Annotated in this window: 24 protein-coding genes; 10 read left to right on the top strand and 14 right to left on the bottom strand. The window is 66.3% G+C overall.

What is annotated here, in order from left to right; all coding sequences use genetic code 11:
* Nucleotides 1–212 precede the first annotated feature (212 nt).
* The 4 genes from ffh to smc form a co-directional block, all read right to left on the bottom strand.
* Complete coding sequence (gene ffh, locus MHY23_RS11250) at nt 213–1,844, bottom strand: signal recognition particle protein (RefSeq protein ID WP_239307623.1); 1,632 nt, start codon at nt 1,842–1,844, stop codon at nt 213–215.
* Nucleotides 1,845–1,966: 122 nt separating this feature from the next.
* On the bottom strand, nt 1,967–3,601 hold the full coding sequence (gene ftsY, locus MHY23_RS11245) for a signal recognition particle-docking protein FtsY (protein ID WP_239307622.1): 1,635 nt from the start codon (nt 3,599–3,601) through the stop codon (nt 1,967–1,969).
* Nucleotides 3,602–3,657: 56 nt separating this feature from the next.
* Entirely contained in the window at nt 3,658–3,999 is a 342-nt protein-coding gene (locus MHY23_RS11240; RefSeq protein ID WP_239307621.1) for a hypothetical protein, read from the bottom strand.
* Between the two features lie 30 nt (nt 4,000–4,029).
* Nucleotides 4,030–7,488: a chromosome segregation protein SMC gene (gene smc / locus MHY23_RS11235; RefSeq protein ID WP_239307620.1), complete on the bottom strand. Its 3,459-nt coding sequence runs from the start codon at nt 7,486–7,488 to the stop codon at nt 4,030–4,032.
* A gap of 116 nt (nt 7,489–7,604) precedes the next feature.
* On the opposite strand from smc, the gene MHY23_RS12010 reads away from it, so the two are divergent.
* The gene (locus MHY23_RS12010) at nt 7,605–7,925 is read left to right on the top strand and encodes a helix-turn-helix domain-containing protein (protein WP_370645852.1); all 321 of its coding nucleotides are present in this window, start codon (nt 7,605–7,607) and stop codon (nt 7,923–7,925) included.
* 16 nt (nt 7,926–7,941) lie between these two features.
* On the opposite strand, the gene MHY23_RS11230 is transcribed toward MHY23_RS12010, so the two are convergent.
* The 8 genes from MHY23_RS11230 to gdhA are packed head-to-tail and all read right to left on the bottom strand — an operon-like array spanning nt 7,942 to nt 14,568.
* Nucleotides 7,942–8,226, bottom strand: coding sequence for an acylphosphatase (locus MHY23_RS11230; protein ID WP_239307619.1), 285 nt, complete (start codon nt 8,224–8,226; stop codon nt 7,942–7,944).
* Between the two features lie 21 nt (nt 8,227–8,247).
* Nucleotides 8,248–9,756, bottom strand: coding sequence for a sodium:alanine symporter family protein (locus tag MHY23_RS11225; RefSeq protein ID WP_239307618.1), 1,509 nt, complete (start codon nt 9,754–9,756; stop codon nt 8,248–8,250).
* 53 nt (nt 9,757–9,809) lie between these two features.
* Nucleotides 9,810–10,316 (bottom strand): flavin reductase family protein, encoded by a 507-nt coding sequence (locus tag MHY23_RS11220; RefSeq protein ID WP_239307617.1) that lies wholly within the window; start codon nt 10,314–10,316, stop codon nt 9,810–9,812.
* 22 nt (nt 10,317–10,338) lie between these two features.
* Complete coding sequence (gene mutM, locus MHY23_RS11215) at nt 10,339–11,160, bottom strand: bifunctional DNA-formamidopyrimidine glycosylase/DNA-(apurinic or apyrimidinic site) lyase (RefSeq protein ID WP_239307616.1); 822 nt, start codon at nt 11,158–11,160, stop codon at nt 10,339–10,341.
* A complete protein-coding gene (gene rnc, locus MHY23_RS11210; RefSeq protein ID WP_239307615.1) occupies nt 11,153–11,920 on the bottom strand; it encodes a ribonuclease III in 768 nt (255 codons plus the stop codon). Before rnc ends, mutM begins: the two co-directional genes overlap by 8 nt.
* Nucleotides 11,917–12,453 carry a DUF177 domain-containing protein gene (locus MHY23_RS11205; protein ID WP_239307614.1) on the bottom strand — a complete coding sequence of 179 codons (537 nt, stop codon included), beginning with the start codon at nt 12,451–12,453 and terminating at the stop codon, nt 11,917–11,919. The genes rnc and MHY23_RS11205 overlap by 4 nt, the downstream gene beginning before the upstream one ends.
* A gap of 19 nt (nt 12,454–12,472) precedes the next feature.
* Nucleotides 12,473–13,195 (bottom strand): DivIVA domain-containing protein, encoded by a 723-nt coding sequence (locus MHY23_RS11200; RefSeq protein ID WP_239307613.1) that lies wholly within the window; start codon nt 13,193–13,195, stop codon nt 12,473–12,475.
* A gap of 26 nt (nt 13,196–13,221) precedes the next feature.
* A complete protein-coding gene (gene gdhA / locus MHY23_RS11195; RefSeq protein WP_181888681.1) occupies nt 13,222–14,568 on the bottom strand; it encodes an NADP-specific glutamate dehydrogenase in 1,347 nt (448 codons plus the stop codon).
* A 99-nt stretch (nt 14,569–14,667) separates the two neighbouring features.
* On the opposite strand from gdhA, the gene MHY23_RS11190 reads away from it, so the two are divergent.
* Nucleotides 14,668–15,795, top strand: coding sequence for a glycerate kinase (locus MHY23_RS11190; protein WP_239307612.1), 1,128 nt, complete (start codon nt 14,668–14,670; stop codon nt 15,793–15,795).
* On the opposite strand, the gene MHY23_RS11185 is transcribed toward MHY23_RS11190, so the two are convergent.
* Nucleotides 15,765–16,154 (bottom strand): hypothetical protein, encoded by a 390-nt coding sequence (locus tag MHY23_RS11185; protein ID WP_239307611.1) that lies wholly within the window; start codon nt 16,152–16,154, stop codon nt 15,765–15,767. The genes MHY23_RS11190 and MHY23_RS11185 overlap by 31 nt on opposite strands.
* A gap of 31 nt (nt 16,155–16,185) precedes the next feature.
* Between MHY23_RS11185 and MHY23_RS11180 the strand changes: the two genes are divergently transcribed.
* From MHY23_RS11180 to MHY23_RS11170, 3 genes are read left to right on the top strand one after another with little or no spacing between them, the layout of a single operon-like run.
* Nucleotides 16,186–17,526 carry a DUF4921 family protein gene (locus MHY23_RS11180; RefSeq protein ID WP_239307610.1) on the top strand — a complete coding sequence of 447 codons (1,341 nt, stop codon included), beginning with the start codon at nt 16,186–16,188 and terminating at the stop codon, nt 17,524–17,526.
* Nucleotides 17,527–17,529: 3 nt separating this feature from the next.
* Nucleotides 17,530–18,783, top strand: a complete 1,254-nt coding sequence (locus MHY23_RS11175; protein WP_239307609.1) for an amidohydrolase — start codon at nt 17,530–17,532, stop codon at nt 18,781–18,783.
* A gap of 42 nt (nt 18,784–18,825) precedes the next feature.
* Complete coding sequence (locus tag MHY23_RS11170; protein WP_239307608.1) at nt 18,826–21,213, top strand: glycogen/starch/alpha-glucan phosphorylase; 2,388 nt, start codon at nt 18,826–18,828, stop codon at nt 21,211–21,213.
* Here MHY23_RS11170 and MHY23_RS11165 read toward each other — a convergent pair whose 3' ends face one another.
* On the bottom strand, nt 21,214–21,672 hold the full coding sequence (locus MHY23_RS11165; protein WP_239307607.1) for a GNAT family N-acetyltransferase: 459 nt from the start codon (nt 21,670–21,672) through the stop codon (nt 21,214–21,216).
* Nucleotides 21,673–21,701: 29 nt separating this feature from the next.
* Here MHY23_RS11165 and MHY23_RS11160 point away from each other — a divergent pair, with 29 nt between their 5' ends.
* Genes MHY23_RS11160 through MHY23_RS11140 form a run of 5 tightly spaced genes read left to right on the top strand, consistent with a single transcriptional unit; the run spans nt 21,702 to nt 26,167 of the window.
* Nucleotides 21,702–23,543, top strand: a complete 1,842-nt coding sequence (locus MHY23_RS11160) for a chorismate-binding protein (protein WP_239307606.1) — start codon at nt 21,702–21,704, stop codon at nt 23,541–23,543.
* Nucleotides 23,536–24,285, top strand: coding sequence for an aminotransferase class IV (locus MHY23_RS11155; RefSeq protein WP_239307605.1), 750 nt, complete (start codon nt 23,536–23,538; stop codon nt 24,283–24,285). The genes MHY23_RS11160 and MHY23_RS11155 overlap by 8 nt, the downstream gene beginning before the upstream one ends.
* 47 nt (nt 24,286–24,332) lie before the next feature.
* Nucleotides 24,333–24,971: a suppressor of fused domain protein gene (locus MHY23_RS11150; RefSeq protein ID WP_239307604.1), complete on the top strand. Its 639-nt coding sequence runs from the start codon at nt 24,333–24,335 to the stop codon at nt 24,969–24,971.
* Between the two features lie 33 nt (nt 24,972–25,004).
* On the top strand, nt 25,005–25,511 hold the full coding sequence (locus MHY23_RS11145) for a hypothetical protein (RefSeq protein ID WP_239307603.1): 507 nt from the start codon (nt 25,005–25,007) through the stop codon (nt 25,509–25,511).
* A gap of 11 nt (nt 25,512–25,522) precedes the next feature.
* Nucleotides 25,523–26,167, top strand: coding sequence for a hypothetical protein (locus MHY23_RS11140; protein ID WP_239307602.1), 645 nt, complete (start codon nt 25,523–25,525; stop codon nt 26,165–26,167).
* The last annotated feature ends 408 nt before the right edge of the window (nt 26,168–26,575 follow it).

The raw sequence follows: 26,575 nt of genomic DNA, 5'->3' as shown, positions 1-26,575 counted from the left end.
ATTTTTGCGCGATCCCAGGCTTTGCCTCCCAGGGTCTATGCCCCGGAGCCCCACCCGCACCCACGGCCCCACCGCCGGAGCCCCGCCCTACAGAACCAGAGCAAGAAACCCCTAGTACGGCCGAAAAATGGCCATACTAGGGGTCCTCCGCTCGGGGTCTGCGGGAGAGTGCCGCCGGTTGGCAACAACGCCCGGGCAGACCGCAGCGCGGCTTAGAAGAACTTGCCCTTCTGCATGCGCTTCATCGCCTCGTTGAAGTCCAGGTTGTTCAGGTCCATACCCTGCATGCCTGCGGGCAGCTGCTCCTGGAGCTTCTCCAGCTCCTTCGGGTCCGGCATCCCGCCGGGCATCCCCGGCATACCGCCGCCCATGCCCGGCATGCCCGGCATCTTAGGCATGCCACCTCCGCGCTTCGGCGCCTTGCGCTTGCCGTTCTTGCCCTTGCGACCCTTCGGCTTCTTCTTCGTGGCGGAGCGGCCGCCGCCCATGCCCGGCATGCCCGGCAGGCCGAACTGGCTGGCCATCTGTCCCATCATCTTCTTGGCTTCGAAGAAGCGGTCGACGAGCTGGTTGACGTCGGAGACCTTCACACCGGAGCCGTTGGCGATGCGCTTGCGTCGAGAGGCATTGAGGATCTTGGGGTCCTGGCGCTCCTCGGGCGTCATGCCGCGGATGATGGCCTGGATGCGGTCGAGCTGCTTCTCGTCGACCATGTCGGCCATCTGGTTCATCTGCTTGCCGCCCGGCATCATCTTCAGCAGGTTGCCGATCGGGCCCATGCGGCGGATCATCAGCAGCTGGTCCAGGAAGTCTTCCAGGGTCAGCTCGCCGGAGGTGAGCTTGTTCGCGGCGGCTTCGGCGTCCTGCTCGTTGTAGGTCGCCTCGGCCTGCTCGATCAGAGAGAGCAGATCGCCCATGCCGAGGATGCGGCTGGACATGCGCTCCGGGTGGAAGACGTCGAAGTCCTCGAGCTTCTCGCCTGTCGACGCGTACAGGATCGGCTTGCCGGTGACCTCACGGATGGACAGAGCCGCACCGCCGCGGGCGTCGCCGTCGAGCTTGGTCAGCACCACGCCGGTGAAATCTACGCCCTGGGCGAACGCCTCGGCGGTCTTCACCGCGTCCTGGCCGATCATGGCATCGATGACGAAGAGGACCTCGTCGGGGTTGACGGCGTCGCGGATGTTGCGCGCCTGGGTCATCAGCGTCTCGTCGATGCCGAGGCGACCCGCGGTATCGATGATGACCACGTCGTTCTTTTGCTGCTTGGCGTACTCGATGCCCTGCTGCGCCACGGCGACCGGGTCGCCGTGGGAGGTGCCCATCTCGTGCTCATAGGAATCCAGGGACGTGCCCGGATCCGGTGCGAAGGTGGGCACGCCGGCGCGCTCGCCGACGATCTGCAGCTGCTGCACCGCGCCCGGGCGCTGCAGGTCGCAGGCCACCAGCATCGGGGTATGGCCCTGCTTGGCCAGGTGCTTGGCCAGCTTGCCGGCGAGCGTGGTCTTACCGGCGCCCTGCAGACCGGCCAGCATGATCACGGTCGGAGGGTTCTTCGCCATGTTCAGCCGGCGCGTTTCGCCGCCGAGGATGTTGGTCAGCTCCTCGTCGACGATCTTGATCACCTGCTGCGCAGGGTTCAGCGCCGCTGAGACATCGGCGCCGAGCGCGCGCTCCTTGACGCGCTTGATAAACGCGCGCACGACGGTGAGCGAGACATCCGCCTCAAGCAGGGCGAGACGGATCTCGCGCGCGGTGGCGTTGATGTCTTCCTCGGTGAGCTTGCCCTTGCCGCGCAGGCCGCCGAGGGCTGATTGGAGGCGGTCGGACAGTGACTCGAACACGGTGTGCACGCTCCCTTGTGCTGCTAGCGGAAAATAATCCCCACAAGACTAGCGCGCGCCCCGGGCGACTAGCACATCACTGTGCTGTCAGCCGGGGCGCGTGGGCGTCGATAGGCAAATGCTTAGCCGAGCAACGCGTCGACGAAGCTTTCCACCTCAAACGGCGCGAGGTCGTCGGCGCCCTCGCCCAGGCCGACGAGCTTGACGGGTACGCCGAGCTCCTCCTGCACCTGGAAGACGATGCCGCCCTTCGCGGTGCCGTCGAGCTTGGTCAGCACCACGCCGGTGATGTCCACGACCTCGCGGAACACGCGCGCTTGCATGATGCCGTTCTGGCCGACGGTGGCATCGAGGACCAGCAGGACCTCGTCGACGTTGCTCTTCTTCTCCACCACGCGCTTGACCTTGCCCAGCTGGTCCATCAGGCCGGTGGAGGTGTGCAGGCGGCCCGCGGTGTCCACGAGCACGACGTCCGCGCCCTCGGACACGCCGGTGGCCACCGCGTCGAAGGCGACGGACGCCGGGTCCGCGCCCTCCTTGCCACGCACGGTGGAGGCGCCGACGCGCTTGCCCCAGGTCTCCAGCTGGTCCGCGGCGGCCGCGCGGAAGGTGTCGGCCGCGCCGAGGACCACGGAGTGGCCCATGGACACCAGCACGCGCGCGAGCTTGCCGGTGGTGGTGGTCTTGCCGGTGCCGTTCACGCCGACAACGAGGATCACGGCCGGCTTACCGTCGTTGGGCATGGCCTTGATGGAGCGGTCCATCTCCGGGCGCGCGGCCTCGATCAGCGTCTCACGCAGCATCGCGCGCGCCTGGTCCTCGGTCTCCACGCCGCGCTCGGCGATCTTCTCGCGCAGCGAATCGGTGACCTTCATGGTCAGCTCGGCGCCGAGGTCCGCCATGATCAGCGTGTCCTCGATCTCCTCCCAGGCGTCCTCGTCCAGGTCGCCCGCGGTGAGGATGCCGAGCAGCCCCTGGCCGATCGCGTTCTGGGAGCGCGACAGGCGCCCGCGCAGCTTGCCCATGCGGCCGGCGGCCGGTGCGATGTCGTCCAGCGGCTCCTCCGTCGGCGCCTCAACGACGACGGCGTCCTCGGAGACCTCGGCACCGTCCTGTCGCGCCTCGTCCGCACTCTCCTGCGCGGCCGCCGCAGCCGCCGCGGCTTCCTCTGCCTCAGCAGTCTGCCTATCGACGGGCTCCGCCTCGACCTCGTCAACCCTCTCCACGGGCTCAGCGGGTTCTACCGGCTCGGCTGGCTCCACGGGCTCAGCCGGTTCGACGGGCTGCTCCGGCTTCTCCTCGGCAACCGGCTCAGCTGGCGCTGCCGGCTGCTCCACCGGCTCTGCCGGCTCAACCGGCGCTTCCTGCTCAACCTTCGCTGGCTGGGTGGTTTCGGTGGGGACCTGTGGTTCGTCGTCACGCGAAATTGCGCGCTCGACCACGGTCTCCTCTTCCTCCTGTTTCGGAGGAACAAAGGCCGCGGCCGCCTCAGGCGCGGGCTTGTCGCGGCGGATCGGCTCCGGCTGCTTCGGTTGCGCGTCCGCTTGCGCGAAGTTGAAGCCGCCCTTGGCCTGATAGTTGCCCGATTTCTCCTGCTGGGTCAGCTCCTTGGGCTCTTCGACCTTGTCAAAGGAGATGGTCTTCGATTCCCTGCGCTTCTTACCGGCGACGACAACGCCGATGAGGATCAGCGCAATGACGATGACTGCGAGAACAATCCAAAACGCAGTGCTGTTCACTAAAGCATTGAGATCCATGCGCTCTAGTGTGCCAGCACCGCCGACATCACGCGGGGACGGGCATCAAGAAGGCCCTAGTGGCTCTTTTGGTAGAGCTCCCCGTCACCAAGTCCGATCCGCAAATCTCCATCGTCTGTTTGGGTGACCGGCAACCGTGTTTCCGCGCCATCCGCGGTGAAGATGAGGTTATCCTCATCGACGGTGCACGACTCGTCAGCCTCCACATTTTCGGGCTCGGCGACGTGGTGCAGCGTGCAGTCGCCCCCGCCGATGGTGAGGGTACTGGTCAGACTCTCCTCACCAGCTGATTCAACCTTGGTGTAGGTGCCGTCCAAATCCGCTGAGGTGGAGCATCCGCCAACTACGAGAGCCAGCGCGAAAACCCCCACCACTGCCGAGGTACGCGATACAGACATAGTCATCCTTTCTCCAACTTTCGGATGATATTACACTGCGGGCGCAGCCCCGGCAGGCTGCATGCGCTGCGAGAGCACGCGGGTGACGCCGTCGCCGCGCATGGTCACGCCGTAGAGCACGTTCGCCACGTCCATGGTGGGCTTCTGGTGCGTGATCACGATGAGCTGGGAGTCCTGCCGCAGCTCTTCGAGCAGGGCGATGAGGCGCCGGAGGTTGACGTCGTCGAGTGCTGCCTCGACCTCGTCGAGCACGTAGAACGGGCTGGGGCGCGCGCGGAAGATCGCCACCAGGAAGGCGAGCGCCGTCAGCGACTTCTCGCCGCCGGAAAGCAAGGACAGGCGCTTGACCCGCTTGCCCGGCGGGCGGGCCTCGATCTCGATGCCGGTGGCAAGCATGTCGTCCGGCTCGGTGAGCACGAGGCGCGCCTCGCCGCCCGGGAACAGGGTCTGGAACACGCGCGGGAACTCCGCCTCCACGTCCGCCCACGCGTCGGTGAACAGCTGCAGGATCTGCGCGTCCACGTCCTCGATCACGTTCGTGAGGTCCTTGCGCGCCTGGATCACGTCGTCGAGCTGGGTGCTCAAGAACGTGTAGCGCTCCTCCAGTGCCTTGAACTCTTCCAGCGCCAGCGGGTTGACCTTGCCCAGGGCACGCAGGTCCTTCTCCGCCTGTTTGAGCCGCTTCTGCTCGGCGTCACGGTCGAAGTCCTCGCCCGGGGTGTAGTCCGCGAGCAGGTCGGCGACCGCGATGCCCAACGAGGAGGTGATGTTGGCTTCTGCCTCGTCGATGCGCACCTGCGCTTGCGAGCGCGCGATGTCGGACTGGTGCGCGTTGTCGGTCAGCCGCGCGAGCTGCTGGCGGGTGGCGCCCACCTGTTGGCGCGCCTGCTGCACCTTGCCCTGCAACGAGTTGACCTGCGCGTTCAGTTCGTCGCGCTGGGCGGTGGCGCGGGCGAGCGCGTCCTCGATGCGGGCTGCCAAGTCGCGCGCGTGCTTCTCGACGGCACCGGCCAGCTCCCCTTCCGCCCTCCGGCGAGCCATCGCCGCTTCATGGCGGGCCTTCGCCTGCCGCTCCTGCTCCGCCTGCCGGCGCAACGCGTCACCCTTGCCGGCCTCCGCTTCGGCGCGCTGCTGCGCGGTGCGCGAAGCGAGCGTGGCCTCCATCTCCAGGGACTTAGCGTGGTTAAGCGCGTTTCTGGCCTGGTCGCGCTGCTCCGTCGACGGCTCCTCCGGTGACTCAGCCACGTCTGTGTCCACGCGGGTGAGGCGATCGCGTGTCTCCTCCAGCTCGGCCTTGCGCTGCGCCAGGCGCGCGTCCGCCTCGTTCGCACGCGCCGCCGCCCGCTCGTGCTCGGACTTGTTCGCCTCAGCCTGCTTGACCAGGCGGGCGAGGTCGCGGCGCCAGGATTCGACCTCGGTGTCGTGCTCGCGCAACGCTGCTTTGGCGGAGGCGGCACTGACGCGGGCCTCGTCGGCGGCGACGGTCGCGCCCTCGAGCGTGCCGGCAAGCTCCTCGAGCAGCTGCTGCGCCTCGGCGAGTTCCGACTTTGCGGCCTCGATGCGGGCGGAGACCTCCACCGTGGACGTCTGCCCGGTGCCGGCGGCGACCCACCCCTCGCCCACCAGCACGCCCGCTGGGGTGACAGCGCGCAGGCGCGGGTCCTGTTCCACCACGCCGCGGGCGGCGACGAGGTCGTCCGCCACCACCACGTCCGCGAGCAGGCGCGTGACCGGGCCAACCACCGTTGGGTCCAGCTCCACATGGTCGAGCAGCCAGTCCACCTCGCCGTCGGTGTCCAAGCGCCAGGTCGACCCGCCGCGCGCGTCCACCACCACCGTGCGCGCGGCGGACTCCAGTGCGCCGACCGCGTCGTCGGAGACCTCGCCCGCCAGCGCCTCGGCGTGCTCGCCGAGCGCGGCAGCGAGCGCGCGGTCCAGCCCTGGCTCCACGGTGACCAGGCCGGCAAGGGCGGTGAAGCCTTCCAGCACGTCCTCCGCCGAACGCTTCGGCGCCTGCTCCGCCAGGGTGTCAATGCGCGACTGCAGGGTCGCCACGGCCCGCTCGTGCTCGCGCTGCTTCGCCCGCAGCTGGTCCAGGCGCTTGTCGGCGGCGTCGGATTCGGTGTGGGCGCGGGCGAATGCGTCGTCGAGAGGCGAACGCTCCGAGCTAAAGCCCGCAATGCGCTCCTCGACGGACGCGACCTCCGCATCGGCCTCCCGGGCGCGCTGCTTCGTCTCCGCGAGCGTCTCCTCCAGGCGGCGGACCTCGTCCTCGGCCGCCTCGACCGCCGCTGCCTGGGACTCCTCCTGCGCGATCAGGCGCACAACACCTTCACGACGGTCCGCGATCGCGCGCACCTGCGCCATGTGCTCGCGCTCGGCGGCGTCGAAGGCCTCCTGCCGCTCGGCAACTTCCTCGCGGATGGTCTCGAGCTTCTCCGCGGCCTCTTCGGCGGCTTCGAGGGCCTCGGCGTAGCGCTCGTCGGCAAGCGAAGCCCTCGCCTCCAGGTCCTCCGGATCTTGGCCCGCGTAGGGTGCGAACGAGTTGGAACTGCGGGCGCGCTCCGAAGCAATGCGCTGGGTGGCGCTGACGCGCTCAGCCAGCGTGGACAGCGCGAACCACAACTGCTGCGCCTCCTGCGCCTGCGGCTGCAGCTCCTGCTGGCGGGCTTCCACGGCCTCCTGCTCCTCCACCGCGGTCTCTAGCGTGGCGGTGACGGTTTCCACCTGCTCCGCCAGCATCTCGGCGGCGCGCTCGGCGTCGGCGTACTTCGCGCGCAGCCGCACCACCTGGTCACCGGCGAGCTTAAGCTTCGCGTCACGCAACTCCGCCTGCACCGCAGCACCCCGTTTGGCGGCCTCGGCCTGGCGGGCCAAGGGTTTGAGCTGCTTGCCCAGCTCATCGGTGAGGTCGGTGAGGCGGTCCAGGTTCGCCTGCATGCCCGTGAGTTTGCGCTGCGCCTTCTCCTTACGGCGGCGGTGCTTGAGCACACCCGCAGCCTCCTCGATGAACGCGCGGCGCTCCTCGGGGCGCGAATCCAAGATCTCGGAGAGCTTGCCCTGGCCGACGATGATGTGCATCTCGCGACCGATGCCGGAGTCGGACAACAGCTCCTGGATGTCCATCAGGCGCGCCTTGGAGCCGTTGATCTCGTACTCCGAGGCGCCGTCGCGGAACATGCGGCGAGTGATGGCCACATCGGTGTAGTCGATGGGCAGGCGCTTGTCCGTGTTGTCGAAGGTGAGCGTGACCTCGGCGCGCCCCAGCGGTTTGCGGCCGCCCGCGCCGGCGAAAATGACGTCTTCCATCTTCCCGCCGCGCAGATTCTTCGCGCCTTGCTCGCCCATCACCCACGCGAGTGCATCCACCACGTTGGACTTGCCGGAGCCGTTCGGCCCCACCACCGCGCAGATGCCGGGCTCGAATTTCATCGTCGTCGCCGACGCGAAGGACTTGAATCCTTTGAGCGTCAGCGATTTCAGGTGCATTGGGGCAGTGTAACCCAGCGTGCGCGACGCCAGGCAAGGGAACAAGGAAAGGCCAATGGACGTCTTCAAAGACTCCCGTAAAATCTGCCATAACCGATATTGGAGGGAATGCTGCAATGAGCTACACGAATGATAATTCCACGGAAATCGATTTTGGAAGCCAGTTAGAGGACCCCGAATTCGCGGGAGCTTTTGAGGATGCCTCCGCCCGGTCCGCTCTCGCAGAAAGACTGCGGCAGATCAGGAAATCGTCCGGCCAGACCCAACGCCAGGTTGCAAGCGTCATGGGTACCACTCAGTCTGCAATATCAGATCTGGAACGGGGTGAATCAGACCCGCAACTGTCGACCGTGCAGCGCTATGCGCGAGCAGTTGGGGCGAAGGTCCATTTCACCGTTGACTCGCCTGACCGCGTTACCTCCCCGAACTCTCATTAGCCGTCAAACAGTGAGCTCATCGCTCCTCAAACCCTTCCGCGCCCTTTGGCTCCCCGAACTGCGCCTGGACGTGCTCCACATTGCCCGGGCGCTTCGCAGTCGAAGGCTGCTCTTCAAGAAGGGCTTTGAGCTTCTCGACGTCACCTTCGGCCCCCTCCGCAACCACCTCTACCCTGCCATCAGCAAGGTTCTTCGCGTAGCCAGCCAACCCCAGCTCGAGGGCGCGGGAGCGGGTCCACCAGCGAAACCCCACCCCCTGGACGTTGCCGTGGACGTGGGCGGTCATGCGTGTTGTTGCCATGCCGCCCAAGCGTAGCGGGGACTACCGCCCGTCGTTGTCCTCGCTGACGGTGATGCGGTCGTCTGCGCTGCGGCGGGTCACCGGGTCGGAGCCGTCCCAGTACTCCACGTTCTTCAGCTCCGGCAGCATCTCGCGGTGGAACACCGGGTCGATGCCCTTGCGACGCTGGTCGTTGAAGTTCTTCAGCAGCTTCAGCGCCACGCCGCCGAGCGGGACGATGGCGACGATGTTGAAGATGGCCAGCAGGCCGGCCATGGTGTCGCCGAGCGCCCACACCAGCGGAACAGAGCCGAACGCGCCGAAGATGACAAAGCCGATGACAACGAGGCGGAACACCGTCATCGCGGTCTTCGAGTCGGTGAGGTACTGCAGGTTCGCCTGCGCGAGGTAGTAGTTGCCGATCACGGAGGAAAACGCCAGGAAGAACAGGATGAAAGTGATGGCGTGCGCGCCCCATGCGCCGACGGAGTCGGCCAACGCGGACTGGGTCAGCGAGGCGCCCTGGATGTCGTCGCGGCCGTAGGTCACAGCCGGGCCGAGCAGCACCACGAACGCGGTGATGGAGCAGACCAGCAGGGTGTCGAAGTAGACGCCGAGGGTCTGCACGAGGCCCTGCTTGACGGGGTGGGACACCGTTGCGGTGGCGGCGGCGTTCGGGGCGGAGCCCATACCAGCCTCATTGGAGAACAGGCCGCGGCGCATACCCTGCATGAATGCGGCACCAACACCGGCCCCGACAACCTGCTCGAGGCCCAAAGCGTGGCCGACGATCATCTCGACCATGCCCGGGATCTCGCGCCAGTTGATCACCAGCACGGCCAGGCCGAGGAGGATGTAGGCGCCGGCCATGAACGGCACGATGACCTGGGTCCAGGAGGCGATGCGGGTCACGCCGCCGAAGATGACCAGGGCGGTCAGGGTGGCGATCACAGCGGCGACGACGCCCTTCAGCACGACGGAGTCGGTGCCCAGGGAGCCGCCGACTGCCTCGACGATGGAGTTGGTCTGGATGGCGTTGTAGACGAAGCCGTAGGTGACGGCCAAGAACGCGGAGAAGATCACGGCGAGCGGCTTCCAGCCCAGGCCGCGCGTCATGTAGTAGGCCGGCCCGCCGTGGTAGTTGCCCTCGGCGTCCTTGGTCTTCCACAGCTGTGCAAGGGTGGACTCCACGAACGCGGTGGCGCCGCCGAGCAGGGCAAGCATCCACATCCAGAACACCGAGCCCGGACCGCCGATGGAGATTGCCAGCGCCACGCCGGCGATGTTGCCGGTGCCCACGCGCGAGGCGGCGGAAATGGTGAAGGCCTTGAATGCGGACAGGCCGCCGTACTCTTCATCGAGGTCGCGCCCCTCGCGGTCCTTGCCCTTCGGGGTTTCGGCGACCGCCTTGAGCATCTCCGGGAACAGGCGGATTTGAACGAACAGTGTGCGCACGCCGAAGTAGACGCCGGCGAGGACGAGGAACACGGGGACGACGTTCCAGATCACGCCGTTGAGAGTGTCCTCGACGAATGAGGTAGCGGTTTCCATGGCGGGCAGTGTATCGCCAGGTTGCCCACATCACACAACGACGGGTCTTTGAGCTACCCCTCCACCTCCGGTGTGCACACCTCGCCAGGCTGAATCGCGCCGTGGGTGCCAAACTCGCGTTGCCAGTACAGCAGCGGGCAGTTGGTGTTGACGTCGGCGGCGGCAACGTCGACAAGCACGAGCACATGGTCGCCCGCCTCAATCCGCTGCGCCACACTCCCGGCCACCCAGGTGTGGTTGCCGGCCAGCTGCGGCGCGCCGTCCGCCATCTGCCACTCCACCCCCGCGAAGCGGTCCACCCCCTTCGAGGCGAAGCGCCGCGCGAGCAGGTTCTGCTCGGTGGAGAGCACATTAATGCCTATCGACGCACCTTCGGACAACAACGCCAACAGCGATGACCTCTTGTCCAGAGACACCAGCACCATCGGCGGATCCAGCGACAGGGACATAAACGCGCTGACGGTGGTGCCGTGCGGGTCTGTCGCGGAACCGGTGGTCACGATTGCCACCGCGGCAGCCAGCTGGCTCATTGCGTCTTTGAATGCTGACTGATCAACCATGTCGCACCACCGTACTCGCGCGCTAGCGCACCTGGCAGACCGGGCAGAAGTAACTGGAGCGCCCGCCGACCGTCACGCGCTCGATCGGGGTGCCGCAGCGCGCGCAGGGTGTGCCCGCCTGCCCGTAGGCGTTGAGCGAGCGGGAGAAGTACCCGGACGCGCCGTTGACGTTGACGTACAGCGAGTCGAAGCTGGTGCCGCCTTGCTCCAGCGAGCGGGCCATCACCTCGCGCGAGGCGTCCAGCACGGCCTCCGCGTCGCGCTGCCGCATGGTTTTCGCGCTGCGCCAGGGTTTCAGGCGCGCGGCCCACATCGCCTCGTCGGCGTAGATGGAGCCGATGCCGCTGACCACCTCCTGGTTCAGCAGCACATTCTTCAGCGGTGACCTTCTGCGCCGCATCGCACGCGCGGTCTCGCGAAGGTCAAAGTCGTCCTCAAACGGGTCGGGGGCGATGTGGACCGCGGGCTGCGGAATGCCGTCGATAAGCTGCGTGTACTGCCAGAATCCAAAGGTGCGCTGGTCCACAAAATCCAGCTCCACCTCCCCCATGTCCGCTCGGATGCGCAGGTGCGGCGAGGTCACGGTGCCATGCTTTGCGACGAGCATCTGCCCGCTCATGCGCAAATGCACGAGGAGTGCTGCGCCGTCGCTGAGCGTGAACCACATGTACTTGCCGCGACGGCCAGTGCCGGTAATTGCCAACCCCGGCAAGGTTTGCGTCAGGTCCACGGTGTTGCCGCGGGCGGCGCGGGGGTGCAGCACTTCCACCCGCTGGAATGTGCGGCCGACCACGTGCTGGTCCAGCCCGCGTCGCACCACCTCAACCTCGGGCAGCTCAGGCATTGCCGCGCACGGCCTCCGCTGCGTGGTCGCGCAGGTACAGCACCGCCTGGTGGGCCGCCTCCTGCTCCGCCAGCTTCTTGTTCGGGCCGGTGCCGGTGCCGCGGGAAACCCCGCCCACCAGCGCCTGCGCGGTAAACGTCTGGTTGTGCTCGGGACCTTCAGCCTCGGAGACGTACTCCGCCACCGGCAGCTTCAGCTCGGCCAGGCGCACCTGCAGGTCGGTCTTCCAGTCGTGGTGCTTCTTGCTCACGGTGGCGGTGCGGAGCTTCTCGTCGAAAAGCTTGAGTATCACATCGCGCGCCGGCTCAAAGCCATGCTGCAGGTAGATCGCACCGAAGATGGCCTCGGTGGTGTCCGCGAGGATCGACTCTTTCTCGCGGCCGCCGGTGAGTTCCTCGCCCTTGCCGATGAGCACGTGCTTGCCCAGGTCGATCTCCCGGGCGATGTCGGCCAGGCCGTAGCGCGAGACGATGGCCGCGCGCATCGGCGACAGGTCGGACTCCGGGCGCGACGGGTACAGCTCGAACAGCTTGGTGGCCACGGACAAACCCAGCACGGCGTCGCCGACGAACTCTAAGCGCTCGTTGTTGGGCAGGTGCCCGTGCTCGTTGGCGAACGAGCGGTGCGTCAGCGCAAGCTTCAGGCTGTCGCGCTCGATGTCCACGCCGAGGTGCGCAATGAGCGGGGCGTGGTCGACGGCGTCAAACGCCTGCTCCCACAGCTCGTCCGCGTTGCCCTTGTTCTTCTTCGAGCGACTCACAGGAACTTCTCCAGGTCGGCCCAGCGCGGGTCGACCAGGTTGTTTTCCTCGCCCTCGACCGCGTCCGGGGCCGGCACGTCGGTGTCGCCCTCGCACTCCGGCTGGCAGGTGGGGTTGAACGGCCAGTTCATGCCGGCCTCGTCCACGAACGCCTGCTCTAGGTCCACGGTGCCGTCGACAACCTTGTGGATCTCGTCGCCGGAGCCCTGGTCCTCGTCTTCCTCACTGTCGCCGGTGATGAAGTCGTCGGAGGCGGAAAACACCTCGGAGATGCGCAGCGTCTCGGTCGGGGTGAGCTCCTTTAAGCAGCGCACGCACTGGCCTTCAAGCTGCGCGGTCGCGGTGGCATCCACCATCACGCCGGAACCCAGCGGGATCAGCGTCGCCTCAACTTCAACCTCGCGCCCTGCCGGGATGGCGATCATCTCGGGGCCGATGCGCGACGGGGACGGGCCTGTCTGTGTCGCCGTCTCTGGGGTGCCGTCGCCGCCGAGCACGTCGCTGACATCGAATACGAAAGGATTGGTAGACATAACGGCAACAGACTACCCGTTAGTAGTCGTCGCGTCGGCCGCGAACCGCAGCACCAGCGGCACCCGCACCGCGGCGCAGCGCGGAGCGGTCGGAGGAGACGGTCTGCAGCACGTTTCGCAGCCCCTCCTCAAACTCGGCGAGCTTGGAATCGACATAGTCGTCGCACTCCGAGCGCAGGCGGTTGGACTCTGCGGTCGCTTCATCCACCAGGCGGTGCGCCTCCTCGTCGGCGCGGCGCATGACCTCGGACTCGGAGATGAGGCGCTCCTGCTCCGCCAGGCCCTTATCCACGGTGCGCTGGTACTCCGCGTTGCCGGATTCGACGATGTTGTCGGCCTCGCGCTGCGCGTTGTTCACGGTCATCTCGGCCACGTTCTGCGCCTGGGTGACCATCATGTTGGACTCTTCCTCCGCGTCGGTGACCAGGTTGGTCGCACGCGCCTGCGCGTCGGAGAGCATCGACTCGGACTCGGAGTGCGCGTCGGAGACGATGCGGCGGGCATCCTCCTCCGCGTCGCCGACGAGCATGTCGGCGCGGTCCTGCGCCCCGCGCAGGATCTCGTCCTGCTTGTCCAGCACGTCCTGCGCGTCGTCCAAGTCGACGGGCAGGGCGTTCCGGAGGTCGTCGAGAAGCCCAAGCATCTCGTTGCGGGGAACCATGCAATTGGAGGTCATGGGCACGCCGTAGGCCTGCTCCAGGGTCTGAACTAGCTCATCCAGGGCTTCAAAAACGCGGTACATGGTGCCTAAGCGTACCCGCTGAAACGTTAAATCACGCCCTGGGCGAGCATCGCGTCGGCAACCTTTTTAAAACCGGCGATATTTGCGCCAATGACGTAGTCGCCTGCGTGGTCGTATTCCTCGGCAGTGTCCTTGGCCACCGTGAAGATGTTGGACATGATCTGGTGCAGGCGGTCGTCCGTGTAGTCAAAGGACCAGGAGTCGCGCGAGGCGTTCTGCTGCATCTCCAGCGCGGAGGTGGCCACGCCGCCGGCGTTGGCGGCCTTGCCCGGGCCGAAGCAGACGCCGCGCTCGCGGAATACCTCCACCGCTTCGGCGGTGGACGGCATGTTCGCGCCCTCCGCGACGTAACGCACGCCGTTGTCAACGAGGGTACGCGCATGGTCGCCGTTGAGCTCGTTCTGCGTCGCACACGGCAGCGCCACGTCCGCCTTCAGGTCCCAGATGGAGCCGTCGCTGTGGAAGGTCGCGCCCGTGGCCTCCTCCACGTACTCGGACACGCGCCCGCGGCGCTTCTCCTTGATCTCCTGGACGAGCTCGATGTCCACGCCGTTCGGGGTTTCCACCCAGCCGGAGGAATCGGAGAAGCCAACCACAGTTGCGCCGAGCTCCTGCGCCTTCTTCATCGCGTAGATCGCCACATTGCCGGAGCCGGAGACGATCACCTTCGCGCCGTCGATGGAGTCACCGTTCGCCTTCATCATCTCGTTGGTGAAGTAGACGCTGCCGTAACCGGTGGCCTCCTTGCGCACCAGGGAGCCGCCCCAGGTCAGCCCCTTGCCGGTGAGCACGCCGGACTCGTGCTGGTCCACCAGGCGGCGGTACTGGCCGAACAGGTAGCCGATCTCGCGGGCGCCCACGCCGATGTCGCCGGCGGGCACGTCACGGTACTCGCCGATGTGGCGCCACAGTTCCGTCATGAAGGACTGGCAAAAGCGCATGATCTCCCCGTCGGAGCGGCCCTTCGGGTCAAAGTCGGAGCCGCCCTTGCCGCCGCCGATGGGCAGGCCGGTCAGGGAGTTTTTGAAGATCTGCTCGAAGCCGAGGAATTTGATGATGCCCAGGTTCACGCTCGGGTGGAAGCGCAGCCCGCCCTTGTACGGGCCGAGCGCGGAGTTGAACTGGACACGGAAGCCGCGGTTGACGCGCACATTGTTGTCGTCGTCCAGCCAGGGCACGCGGAAGATGATCTGGCGCTCCGGCTCGCAGAGGCGCTCGATCAGGCCGTAGTCCGCGTAGTGCGGGTCCTTGCCCAGCACGATCTTCAGCGAATCCAGCACTTCGGCAACCGCCTGGTGGAACTCCGGCTCGCCCGCGTTGCGCTCCAGCAGTTTCTGGTAGTAGCCGGCAACTTCTTGGTCAATCGCGCTCATTGGGCGTGGCCTCCGATATCTATAGCTATGCAGAATTGTGTACCGGACAAACTTTACAACACCATTCGGCTGCGCGTTGCCGCCAGCTAAACTTTCCCCATGGTTTCTCCCCTCGACGCAGTTCCGTCGCCCAAAATCGTTGTCGCGCCGGACTCCTTCAAATCCACCGCAACCGCCGCCGAGGCCGCCGAATGGCTCGCCGAAGGCGTGCGCTCCGTCATCCGCGACGCGCAGATCGTGCTCACCCCCATGGCCGATGGCGGCGAAGGCACCTCGTCGTTGTTCGAGGGCGAGCGCATTTGCTTGCCGACGACTACCGCAGCCGGCCGCCTCACCGAGGCGGAGTACACCTTCCACGCCCCGAGCAAGACTGCCTACATCGACGTCGCCGCCGCCTCGGGCCTGCCCGCGGTGGATGAGCCGGTGCCGCTGACCGGCGACACGTACGGCACCGGCGTGCTCATCGCGGACGCGCAGACCCGCGGCGCCGAGCGCATCGTGCTGGGCCTCGGGGGCACCGCAACGATCGACGGCGGCACCGGCATCCTCGTCGCCCTTGGCGTCAATCCCCTGGATCAGGCCGGCTACCAGCTCAAGCCCGGCGGCGGCGCGTTGGAGCAGCTGGCTCACTTCGACACCGCGAAGGTCAACGTCCCCGCCGGCGCCGTGGAGTGGGTCCTGCTCACGGACACCACCGCACCCGCCACCGGTCCGCAGGGCGCGGCGCACGTGTTCGGCCCGCAGAAGGGCGCAACAGGAGACGACATCGAGGTGCTCGACCGGGGCCTGGCACGTCTGTGCGAGGTCGCGGACGTGGACCCGGCAACCCCAGGCTTAGGCGCTGCGGGAGGCGTGGGCGTCGGCATCACCTGGCTGTCCACCATGCTCCACGGGGACTCATCCCACGTGCATATCCTGCCCGGCGCGCGCGTGGTGGCGGACTCCAACGGGCTCGCGGAGCAGGTCGCAGGCGCAGCTCTCGTGATCACCGGCGAGGGCCGCTTCGACGGGCAAACCGGCACCGGCAAGGTCGCCTCCGTGGTCGGCGAGCTGGCCCGCGAGGCCGACTCTATGTTTGCCGTGGCCGCTGGCCGTTTCGACGAGCAGCCGGACGCGGGCACCATCGCGGTCACTCTCCCGGAGACCGACAACGTGCGCGAGCAGCTCACCCAGGCCGGCGCAGAGATCGCCGTGGTCTACCTCAACACCTCTACGGTCCAGGGGTAGATCGAGGGCGACTCGAAGCGGTCCTGATCCTCGAGCATCACCGGGTCGCGCGGCAGGTCCACCTTCGGGGTGAGGATGCGCGACAGGCCCATGGCGAGGCCGTTGAGGCTGTCCGCGCCTTCGGGCGTGATGCTGTAGCGGAACACTTCTGCTTCCGCGGGGTCTTCGCCCCGGTCCCGCTCGTAGGTTTCGGCCAGCTGCGCGCGCACGGAGTCGTCGATTAGCACCTGCTCCATTTCCACCGTGCCCGCGGTGAGCTTCTCGCGGTGCACGAGGATGTCGAGTGCGCGCTGGAAGACCTCTTTGACCTCGCCGGCGACGGTGGGTGGGACGAGGACGTCGAATTGGATCACAGACATGCGCTCAAGGCTAACCGGTATGGTTGCGTGCATGTCTAACCCCACCGTGAATCCAGCGCACTCGTACCACGTTGCGCTGCGGACCATGGCGGACGGGACCTTAAAGCAGGTCAATCCGTTCTCCGGCACGGAGGTGTGGACAGTTCCAGGTCGCGGCAACAGGCCCCTTACCGCCACAGGCGCCCCGCCTGAGCTTTTGGGACCCGGCGCGCACACGGACACCTGCAATTTCTGCGAAGCGCGCAAACTGCGCACCCCGCCGGAGAAGTCGCGGCTGGTCGCCGACGGCGAGGGGTTTGCCATCCTGCGCGACGCCATGCCCGACGAGTTAGACAACACAGTCGCGGAGTTTCGGCGGGTGCCCAACCTGTTCGAGATCGTCTCCTACGACTATTGGCAGAAAAACTACGGCTACGAAATGCCCGTGGCGCGCCGCAGCCACATGGAGCGCTACCTGGCGGATCCCGCCGGGCGCGAGCATGTGCTGGCAACCGTGCGCACGCGCCTGGCTGCGGCGGGCCAGGACCCGGACAGGCCCGACGAAGAGCTGCTCGAGCTTGCCCCGGCGTACTTCGGCGGCGGGCACGACGTGATCATCGGCCGGCGCCACTACCAGGACGGTGCTACGCGCACCAACCAGCTCGCCGGCTCCGGGTCGCTGACCCCGGAGGAGCACTACCGCTTCATCGCGTTCACCGTTGATTCGCTGCGCGACTTGGTGGAGCAGCACACCTACGCCCGCTACGTGGTGGTGTTCCAAAACTGGCTCTCGCCCGCCGGCGCGTCGTTCGAGCACCTGCACAAGCAGCTGGTGGCCATCGACGAGCGCGGCGTCAACGCCGAAACTGAAACGGCGAAGCTGCGCCAGAATCTGAACCTGTACAACGACTGGGGCGTCAACCACGCGTTCTACCAAAACCTGGTGATCGCGGAGAACGACCACGCCATCCTCACCGCCGGCGTGGGCCACCGCTACCCCACCATGACGGTGTACTCGAAGTCGCGCGCCAGCGAGCCGTGGGAGCACACGGACGAGGAGGTCCGCGCGGTGTCCGACCTGCTGCACGCGGCGCACGCCGCCACCGGCGGGCAGGTGGCCACCAACGAGGAGTGGCATTACCGCCCTGTGGACCTGGACGTGCCCATGCCGTGGCGCATCAACCTGAAATGGCGCATCTCCACCCTCGCCGGCTTCGAGGGCGGCACGCAGATTTACGTGAACACGCTCTCGCCGTTTGACATGCGCGACCGCGCCACCGCGGCACTTCGCACATTGCGTAGCGACGGCCACGTGTCTGCGTCGTTACGCATCGCCGAGGAATGTACCCCGGCACCCAACCTATTGCGTTATAACCCAAATTTGGAGAGATGAATTTTGAGTAATATTTCCGAGATTTTGCGCTCCTACTCCGTGGACGAGGTGTGGCAGCGCCGCCTCTACGAGCTGCTGCACGCCAACCCGGAACTGTCCTTGCAGGAGGAGGAGACCTACAGCCGCCTGATGATGGAGCTGTCACGCTTCGACTGCGAAGTCATCGCCCCGATCGGCAAGTTCGGCATCTGCGCCGTCTTCGAAAACGGCGAGGGCCCGACGGTAATGCACCGCGCGGATTTCGACGGCCTGCCCGTGACGGAGCAGACCGGCGCGCCGTACGCCTCCCACAAGGTGGCGAAGACCGCCGACGGGCAGACCGTGGGCACCATGCACGCCTGCGGCCACGACATCCACACCACCGCGCTTTTGAGCATGTGCGACTTTATGGACAACACCCGCGAGCACTGGTCCGGCACGTTTATCGCCCTGTTCCAGCCCGGCGAGGAGATCGGCGCCGGCGCCCAGGACATGGCCGACGGCGGCCTGACCGAGAAGGTGCCGGCGCCGGACGTGGTCTTCGGCCAGCACGTCATGCCGGGCCGCGCGGGCGAGGTGATGTCCAAGCCGGGCCCGCAGTTCGCGGCCTGCGACTCCATCCGCATCAAGATCCCGGGCCGCGCCGCCCACGGCTCCATGCCGCACAACGCCATCGACCCCACCTACACCGCGGCGATGATCATCGCCCGCCTGCAAGCGGTCGTTGGCCGCGAAGTGGACCCGGCGGACTTCGCCGTGGTCACCGTGGCCAGCATGCACGCAGGCACCACCAACAACATCATCCCGGGCGAGGCCGAGCTGGTGCTCAACTGCCGCTTCTACTCCGACCGGGTCAAGGCGAAGGTGTACTCCGCCATCAAGCGCGTGGTCCACGCCGAGGTGCTGGCCTCCGGCTCGCTGGACCAGGCCATGATCTCCTTTTTCGCCCACGGCGAGCTTTTGGACAACGACGAGGAAGTCTTCGCTCGCGTGCGCGAGCAGTTCGACGGCGTCTTCAGCGACGCCTCCGTCACCGCCGACCCGAAGACCGTCTCCGAGGACTTCCCCGTCATCGGCCAGGCCTACGGCGCGCCGTACTTCTTCTGGCTTGTCGGCTGCACGCCCCACGACGTGTGGGACAAGGCCGTGGAGGAAGACCGCGTCGGCGAGGACGTTCCGGTCAACCACATGTCCACCTTCCTGCCGGAGTACGAGCCCACCATCGACGCCTCCACCCGCGCAGGACTGACCGCGGCGCTGACCTACTTGGCTAAGTAGCTCACCTGCACGTCTGCGACCACGCCGGTACGCTCGGGGCACATGACTGCCACCACGCCACCACCATTCGAGCAGACCGTCGAGGGCCACGTCCGCAGCTTCTCCGGCCGCGCGCCGCAGGACTCCACGGTGAAGAAGTTCTGGACGGGCCTTTCGGCCGCCACTGTCGAGCAGATCGCCGACAACTGGGCGGCAACCCGCAACGCCTACAAGAACACCCGCCGTGCCTCGTACTTCTCGGCGGAATTCCTGGAAGGTCGGGCGTTGCTGAACAACCTGACCAACCTTGGGCTCGTCGATAAGGCGAAGGCTATCGCCGAGGAGAACGGCTTCGAGCTTTCGGACGTGCTGGAGGCCGAGCACGACGCCGCCCTCGGCAACGGCGGCCTGGGGCGCCTGGCCGCCTGCTTCCTCGATTCCGCCGCCGAGCAGGACTTCCCGCTGACCGGCTACGGCCTGCTGTACCGCTACGGGCTGTTCCGCCAGGAGTTCGAGGACGGCTTTCAGCGCGAGCACCCGGACGCGTGGAAGGAATCGTTCTACCCCTTCATCATCCGCCGCGGCTCCGAGCAGCGCATTGTGAAGTTCGACGACATGCACGTGCGCGCCATCCCCTACGACATGCCGATCACCGGCTACGGCACCGACAACGTGGGCACGCTGCGCCTGTGGGACGCCTCCCCGATCGCCGAGTTCGACTACGACGCGTTCAACTCCCAGCGCTTCGCCGACGCGATCCTCGAGCGCGAGGCCGTCCACGACATCACCCGCGTGCTCTACCCCAACGACTCCACCTACGCTGGCAAGCTTCTGCGCGTGCGCCAGCAGTACTTCTTCTGCTCCGCATCGCTGCAAGAGCTTATCGACGACTACCGCGCCGCCCACGGCGACGACCTGCGCGACTTCCACAAGTACAACTCCATCCAGCTCAACGACACCCACCCGGTGCTGGGCATCCCCGAGCTGATGCGCCTGCTCATGGACGAGCACGGCCTGGGCTGGGACGACGCCTGGGAGGTGACCACCCACACGTTCGCCTACACCAACCACACGGTGCTGCAGGAGGCGCTGGAGACGTGGGAGGAGTCCATCTTCAAGCAGCTGTTCTGGCGCATCTGGGAGATCGTGGAGGAGATCGACCGCCGCTACCGCCTGGACATGGAGGCCCGCGGCGTGGACGCGGAGACGGCCCACCACTACTCCCCGGTGCACGACGGGCGCGTACACATGGCGTGGATCGCCTGCTACGCCTCCTACTCCGTCAACGGTGTGGCGGCGCTGCACACCGAGATCATCAAACGCGACACCCTCGGCTTCTGGCACGGCCTGTACCCGGAGCGCTTCAACAACAAAACCAACGGTGTGACGCCCCGCCGCTGGCTGCGCATGTGCAACCCGCGCCTGTCCGAGCTTTTGGACCGCCTCTCCGGCTCCGACGCATGGGTCACCGACCTGGACAAGCTCAAGGAACTCCGCCCGCTTATCGACGACCCAAAGGTGCTCAACGAACTCCGCGACATCAAGGCGGCGAACAAGCGTGACTTCGCCGAGTGGATCCGCGAGCGCCAGGGCGTGGAGATCGACCCAGGCTCCGTCTACGACACCCAGATCAAGCGCCTCCACGAGTACAAGCGCCAGCTGATGAACGCGCTGTACATCCTGGATCTGTACTTCCGCATCACGGTCGACGGCGAGCGCGACGTGCCGAAGCGCACCTTCATCTTCGGCGCGAAGGCGGCCCCCGGCTACGTCACCGCCAAGGGCATCATCAAACTCATCAACACCATCGCTGAGCTGGTGAACAACGACCCGGAGGCCTCGAAGTACATCCACGTGGTGTTCGTGGAGAACTACAACGTCTCCCCCGCCGAGCACATCATCCCGGCCACCGATGTTTCCGAGCAGATCTCCACCGCCGGCAAGGAGGCCTCGGGCACCTCGAACATGAAGTTCATGATGAACGGCGCGCTCACCCTGGGCACCATGGACGGCGCGAACGTGGAGATCGTCGACGCCGTCGGAGAGGACAAAGCCTACATCTTCGGCGCCCGCGAGGAGGAGCTTCCGGAGCTGAAGGCGCACTACAACCCGCGCCAGGTGGCCGAGCAGACCCCGGGGCTCATGCGCGCCCTCGACGCGCTCGTCGACGGCACCCTGGACGACCGCGGCACCGGCGCCTTCCACGACATCCGCGCCTCGCTGCTGGAAGACAACGGCTACGGCGAGCAGGACGTCTACTACGTGCTCGGCGATTTCGCCGCCTACCGCGAGGCCCGCGACCGCATGGCCGCCGACTACTACGCCGACCCGGACGAGTGGGCCCGCAAGTGCTGGATCAACATCTGCGAGTCCGGCCGCTTCTCCTCCGACCGCACGATCCGCGACTACGCCGAGGACGTGTGGAAGATCGAGCCCACCCCGATCAACTAGCTAGCCGCGCACCATGCGCTTCAAGGTGACGCCGTCGCCCGCGTGGTACGTTTCCTCGCCGTCGAAGGCGAAGCCCTGCTTGGTGTAGAAGGCCTGGGCGCGCTCGTTGAAGTCCGCCACCCACAAGAACGCGGGCTCGCCTGGGCGCACGACCGCGTCCAGGAGTTGCTCGGATATGCCGTTTCCGGCCGCCTCCTCGAGCAGGTAGAGGTTGCACAGCTCAGTGCGCTCGCCGGGCACGCCGTAGGCCATGCCCACAGCCTCGCCGTCCACCTCCGCAAGGAAGACGCGGCCGTCGGGGGCGTCGAAGTACTCGGCCCACTTGAGCTCCAGGGGTTCGAAGTTGTCCAGCACCTCGTCGGCGATGCGTCCGCGGAACGCTTGTGCGCGGGAGCGGTTGTGCACGGCGGCGACAGTGGCGGCGTCTTCGGCGCGAGCTGGCCGGATTGTGGCGTCCATGCAGTTAAACGCTATACGATCTCGGCACAATGATTCTGCTCGTCGACAATTACGACTCATATACATTCAACCTCGCCCACCTCATCGCCGAGGCCGCCGGCCGCGAGCCCCTCGTGGTCCCCGCGGGCGAGGCCGGCGACCTTCCGCAGCGGGTGCGCGCCGGCGAGTTCAGCCACGTGGTCATCTCCCCCGGCCCCGGCACACCTGAGCGCGAGGAGGACTTCGGCGCGTCCCGGCGCGTCATCGAGGCAGCCGCGGACGCCGGCGTCCCGCTGCTCGGCGTGTGCCTCGGCCACCAGGGCCTGGCCATGCTTGCCGGTGCCAGCGTCACCCGCGCGCCCGAGCCGCGCCACGGGTTCGTCTCCACCGTCACCCATTCCGGCGAGGGCATCTTCGCTGGCATCCCGCAGGGCTTCGAGGTGGTGCGCTACCACTCCTTGCACGTCGAAGAGGTACCCGGCATCACCGTGCACGCCCGCAGCAAGGACGGCGTCATCCAAGCGCTCAAGGTCGACGGACTGAATCACTGGGGCGTGCAATTCCACCCGGAATCCGTCCTCACCCAGCACGGCGCGGCGCTCATGCGCAACTTCCTCGGCGGCTGGCGCATCATCCACCGCGAGGTGCCCGGCGCGCTCGACTGCCAGCGCGTGTTCAACGCGATCTCGCGAGACGGCAACGACGCGTTCTTCCTCGACTCCGCCGACACACGCGGGCGTTTCTCCATCCTCGGCGACACCGCAGGTGCGCTCTCGCGCTCCATTCGCTTTTCGCTTGGCGACGGCAACGTGCTCGACACCCTCGACACCGAGCTATCCACCCCGGTCATCGACGCGCCCGACCTACCGTTTACCGGCGGGTGGATCGGGTACCTGGGCTACGAGTGCGCCGAGCTGACTATGCCGATCACGCTGCGCCACCGCTCGCCCTTCCCGGACGCGTACTTTGTGCGCCCGCAGTCGTTCATCGTCTACGACCACGATGCCGAAACCGCGCACCTGTGCGCCCTGGCCGGCGACGGCGCCGACGGTTTGCTCGACCGGCTTGCACAGGCGCTTGCGGGGGCGGGCACCGCCGGAGGTGCGTCGATAGGCGAAGGCTCCTGGAGCAACCCGGACTACCTCGCCAGCATCGAGGAGGCGCAGGAGTTGCTTCGCGCGGGCGAGAGTTACGAGGTGTGCCTGACCGACACCTACACCACGCGCGCGACGGGCGATATCTACGCTGCACTGCGCGAACACAACCCGGCGCCGTACGCGGCGCACCTGCTTTTCGACGGCGTCGAGGTCGCCAGCGCCTCGCCTGAGCGCTTCCTCACCGTGCGCGGGCGCGACGTGGAGGCGAAGCCGATCAAGGGCACCATCGCCGCCGACGAGGACCTGGCGCTGCTGAACGATGCGAAAACCCGCGCCGAAAACCTCATGATCGTGGACCTGCTCCGCAACGACCTCTCGCGCGTCTGCGAGCCCGGCACCGTGCGCGTGCCTGGGTTGATGCAGGTGGAATCGTTTGCCACCGTCCACCAGCTGGTCTCCACCATCACCGGCCGGCTGCGCGAGGGCCACACCGCCGTCGACGCCGTGCGCGCGACGTTCCCGCCCGGCTCTATGACCGGCGCGCCGAAGCTGCGCACCTGCGAAATCATCGACCGGCTTGAGACCTCCCCACGCGGCGTCTACTCCGGCGCGCTGGGCTACTTCGGCTTCGACGGCCAGGCCGACCTGTCCGTGGTGATCCGCACCGCCGTGCGCGCAGGTGACACCGTGACCGTGGGCGCCGGCGGGGCGATCGTGCTGGCCTCCGACGCAGAGGCCGAGCTCGACGAGCGCAACCTTAAGGCCCAGTCCGTGCTGGGGGCGTGGGATGCGTAGGTACGCCTGGCACGGCTCGTTCATCCCGCGCGATGTTCCCGACGGGCCCCTCGACGTCGCCGACTCCTGGCGCCACTCCTCCGGCCGCACCAATGGCCTCGACCTGCACCTTCAGCGGTTTTCGCGTGCTGCGGGTCCGCTGCCGGACGGGTTCGTCGAGAAGCTCATGCCACTGCTGTCCGAGGGCGAACTGTTTCCCCGCATCGCCCTGTCGCAGGGGCTTTTGCTTCTCGACGTCCGCTCCGCCCCTCCCCCGCGCCCCACCACATCACTGACATATGCGCAGGCCCCCGACCCGCGAACCCAGCCCGAGGTGAAGGGCCCCGACTTCGCAGCGTTCCGCGCGTACCGTTCGCGGTACCAGGTGGCGGGGACGGACGACACGGTGATCGTCGATAGGCATGGCGCCATGCTGGAGACCACCACCGGCGCGCTGGTGATGTGGGGCGGCGACACTCTGTGCCTCCCCGACGGCGTGTGGCTGCCGAGCGTGACGTTGCAGCAGGTTGTTTCGCGGGCGGCTCAGCTGCGTATGCATGTCGAGCGGCGCCAGCTGTACCCCGGTGCCGCCGCCGAGCGCCCGTTGTGGTTCCTCAACTCCCTGCACGGCATCAGCCCGGTCAGCGAACTGCACGTCGGTTCGGATGTGATCACTCCCCCGGCGCATCCCTCTTTCACCGAGTGGCGCGACTGGTGGTGGGGTGGGTTCACCCGGGAGATTAAACACATCACAGGAAACTGACAACCTGTCATCAGTCACGCGATCGTGATTTGTGTACTTTAGGTCACATGACCAACCCGCAGATTCCGAAAGACATTGTGCACTACCGCCTTGCCCCGCTGTTGGGCGAGGACTATTCAGTTTTTCACGAGCTCATCTCAGACGAGCTGCACATCGACGTCTATTGCTGGGCCCCCACCGAGCAGCGTCAATTCTGGACGCTGTGCACCTCGGGGATGAACGACTACCGGATGCAGATGCCACCCGGGAAGGAAGAATTCAACCGCACAGAGCTGGTGATGACGCTTCCGGACGATTGGCCACTTGCGAAGATAGGCTCGCAAAACGGCCCCGAAGGCGACGCGATCAGCTGGCCCGTAACCCTGCTCAAGTCCACCGCTCGCCTACCCAAAGACATGGATACGTGGCTGTCCTACGGAACCTCGGGCCAGGCAGGGCTCGACCCGAGCGAGACCTATCCGGGCAGCGAATTCTCCGGCTTCATCATCGGCAGCGCATTCACGGTTGACGCCGACGGAGATTTTCTGCGCACGCCTGTGGGCGACGAAGCCGTCCACTTCTTCGGCGTCTACCCCATCTACGCCGACGAACTGCAGGCATGCCTCGCCGGTGACGACATTTTGGGCAAGCTTTACGAACTTGGCGTTGCCGAAGGCGCCTACCCCGGCCGCCCATCCGCGGTTTAGCCCAGGCAGGTAAGCAAAACCAAGGAGAGAACGGTGCTTTGCCACAAAATCGAGCAAAAGATCGGCACGGCGGTCTTTGCATTCGACCCATCGATCTCTGTTTTGGACGTGGAAGAAGCCCAGCATTTCGGCACAATCGACGGCCAGCATTTCGATGTGTTCGAAAGCTGCTTCGACTCGGACGGCTCCCCTTACCCGCGTTACGGCCTCAACGAATCCATCGGCATGCTTATCGCTCCGACCGATGCAGCCACCGCGATCCGACGTACGCTCAACCAGCAGGGTGCTCGAATTGCCGAATGCACGTTCACTAGCCAGTACGGCGACTACATCGGCTTCCGCGCCTTCAACCTCCACGAAGACACGCCGCAGGCACCAGTGTTCAGAATCCGAACCTCACCCGACAACCCCGACCTGTGGATGGACCAGTACTACACCTCCGAGTTTGTTAGCTGGCTCAAAGTCAACTTCGACACCCGCGGAATCCAAACCCGCACAGTCGACCAAGACCCTCACTACTACCAACCCAAGAAGAAATAGGAGCTCGACCCATGACGCCACAGATTTCAGACCCCATCACCCTGGACCAGTACCTCGCCGACACCGAACCCACACCAATACCCGATCTGACATGGGAGGAAGCCAAGGCGATCCTGTCCGAGTCTAACGACACAGAAACGCACGTTGCCGTCATCGCGCCACTCGCGCGCAATCACAGCACCTCCCGCAGCATCTCCGGCGAGGAAGTCTTAGACGCGCTCGCCGACTCCCCCGTCGCTCTCTGGGCAGTGATGATGCTCAAGGCCTACGACGCAGCGCAGTATTCTCCGCTCGGTCTGTACCGGTTCGTTGAAGGGGCGGAAGCGCCGTCGGAAAGCGACAAGCTTCTCGCCATGCACCACTGGGCCACCGCGGTGCTGTTCCACGAAGCACCACTGGAAGATCCAAACAAGGCGCTCGCAGCTTGTCGCGCTTTTCTCGAGCTCAGCGACGGGCGCAATTGGACGCGGCCCGACATCGAAATTGCCGGCATCGTGCTCGACGCCGCCGTGGAGAATCCGGACGGCCCGATCGGCCCTCCGGGTACGGAAATCATGCAGCGGTGGGAGGAGCGCCTCACCCGCGCGATCGAGGCGGTCGACCCCGACTACGCCTACACCGAAAACCAGCTGCTTCGCATCTGGCAAAAGCGGTAACCCGGAATCCAGCACGCGAATTGATCCGATCCGCCCTTCGTTCCACTATGCCGCTGCATAGTGATGGCGGTGTCGGGACTATGCAGCTGCATAGTGAAATCAGTCCGCAAGACTATGCCGCTGCATAGCCAACGAGGCCGAACCAACCTCCCCCGAGGCGGACCAGGCATCGCCAAAAACTATGCAGCTGCATAGTGGAATCAGCCCACCAGACTATGCAGCTGCATAGTGAATGACCGTGCCGAGACTATGCCGTCGCATAGTGAAATCAGTCCGCAAGACTATGCTGTTGCGACCGGCTAGTTGGTAGCGGTGTGGTGACTTTCGGGTAGCGGTTTAGTGGGTATCCGGTAGCGGGGTTTGCGGTGGCGGGTGATGCTTTCGGGTGGTTGCACCACAGGGGTGTAG

Source organism: Corynebacterium sp. ACRQP (assembly GCF_022345915.1).
Lineage (GTDB): Bacteria > Actinomycetota > Actinomycetes > Mycobacteriales > Mycobacteriaceae > Corynebacterium > Corynebacterium lehmanniae.
This window is presented reverse-complemented; position numbering and strand designations above follow the sequence as displayed.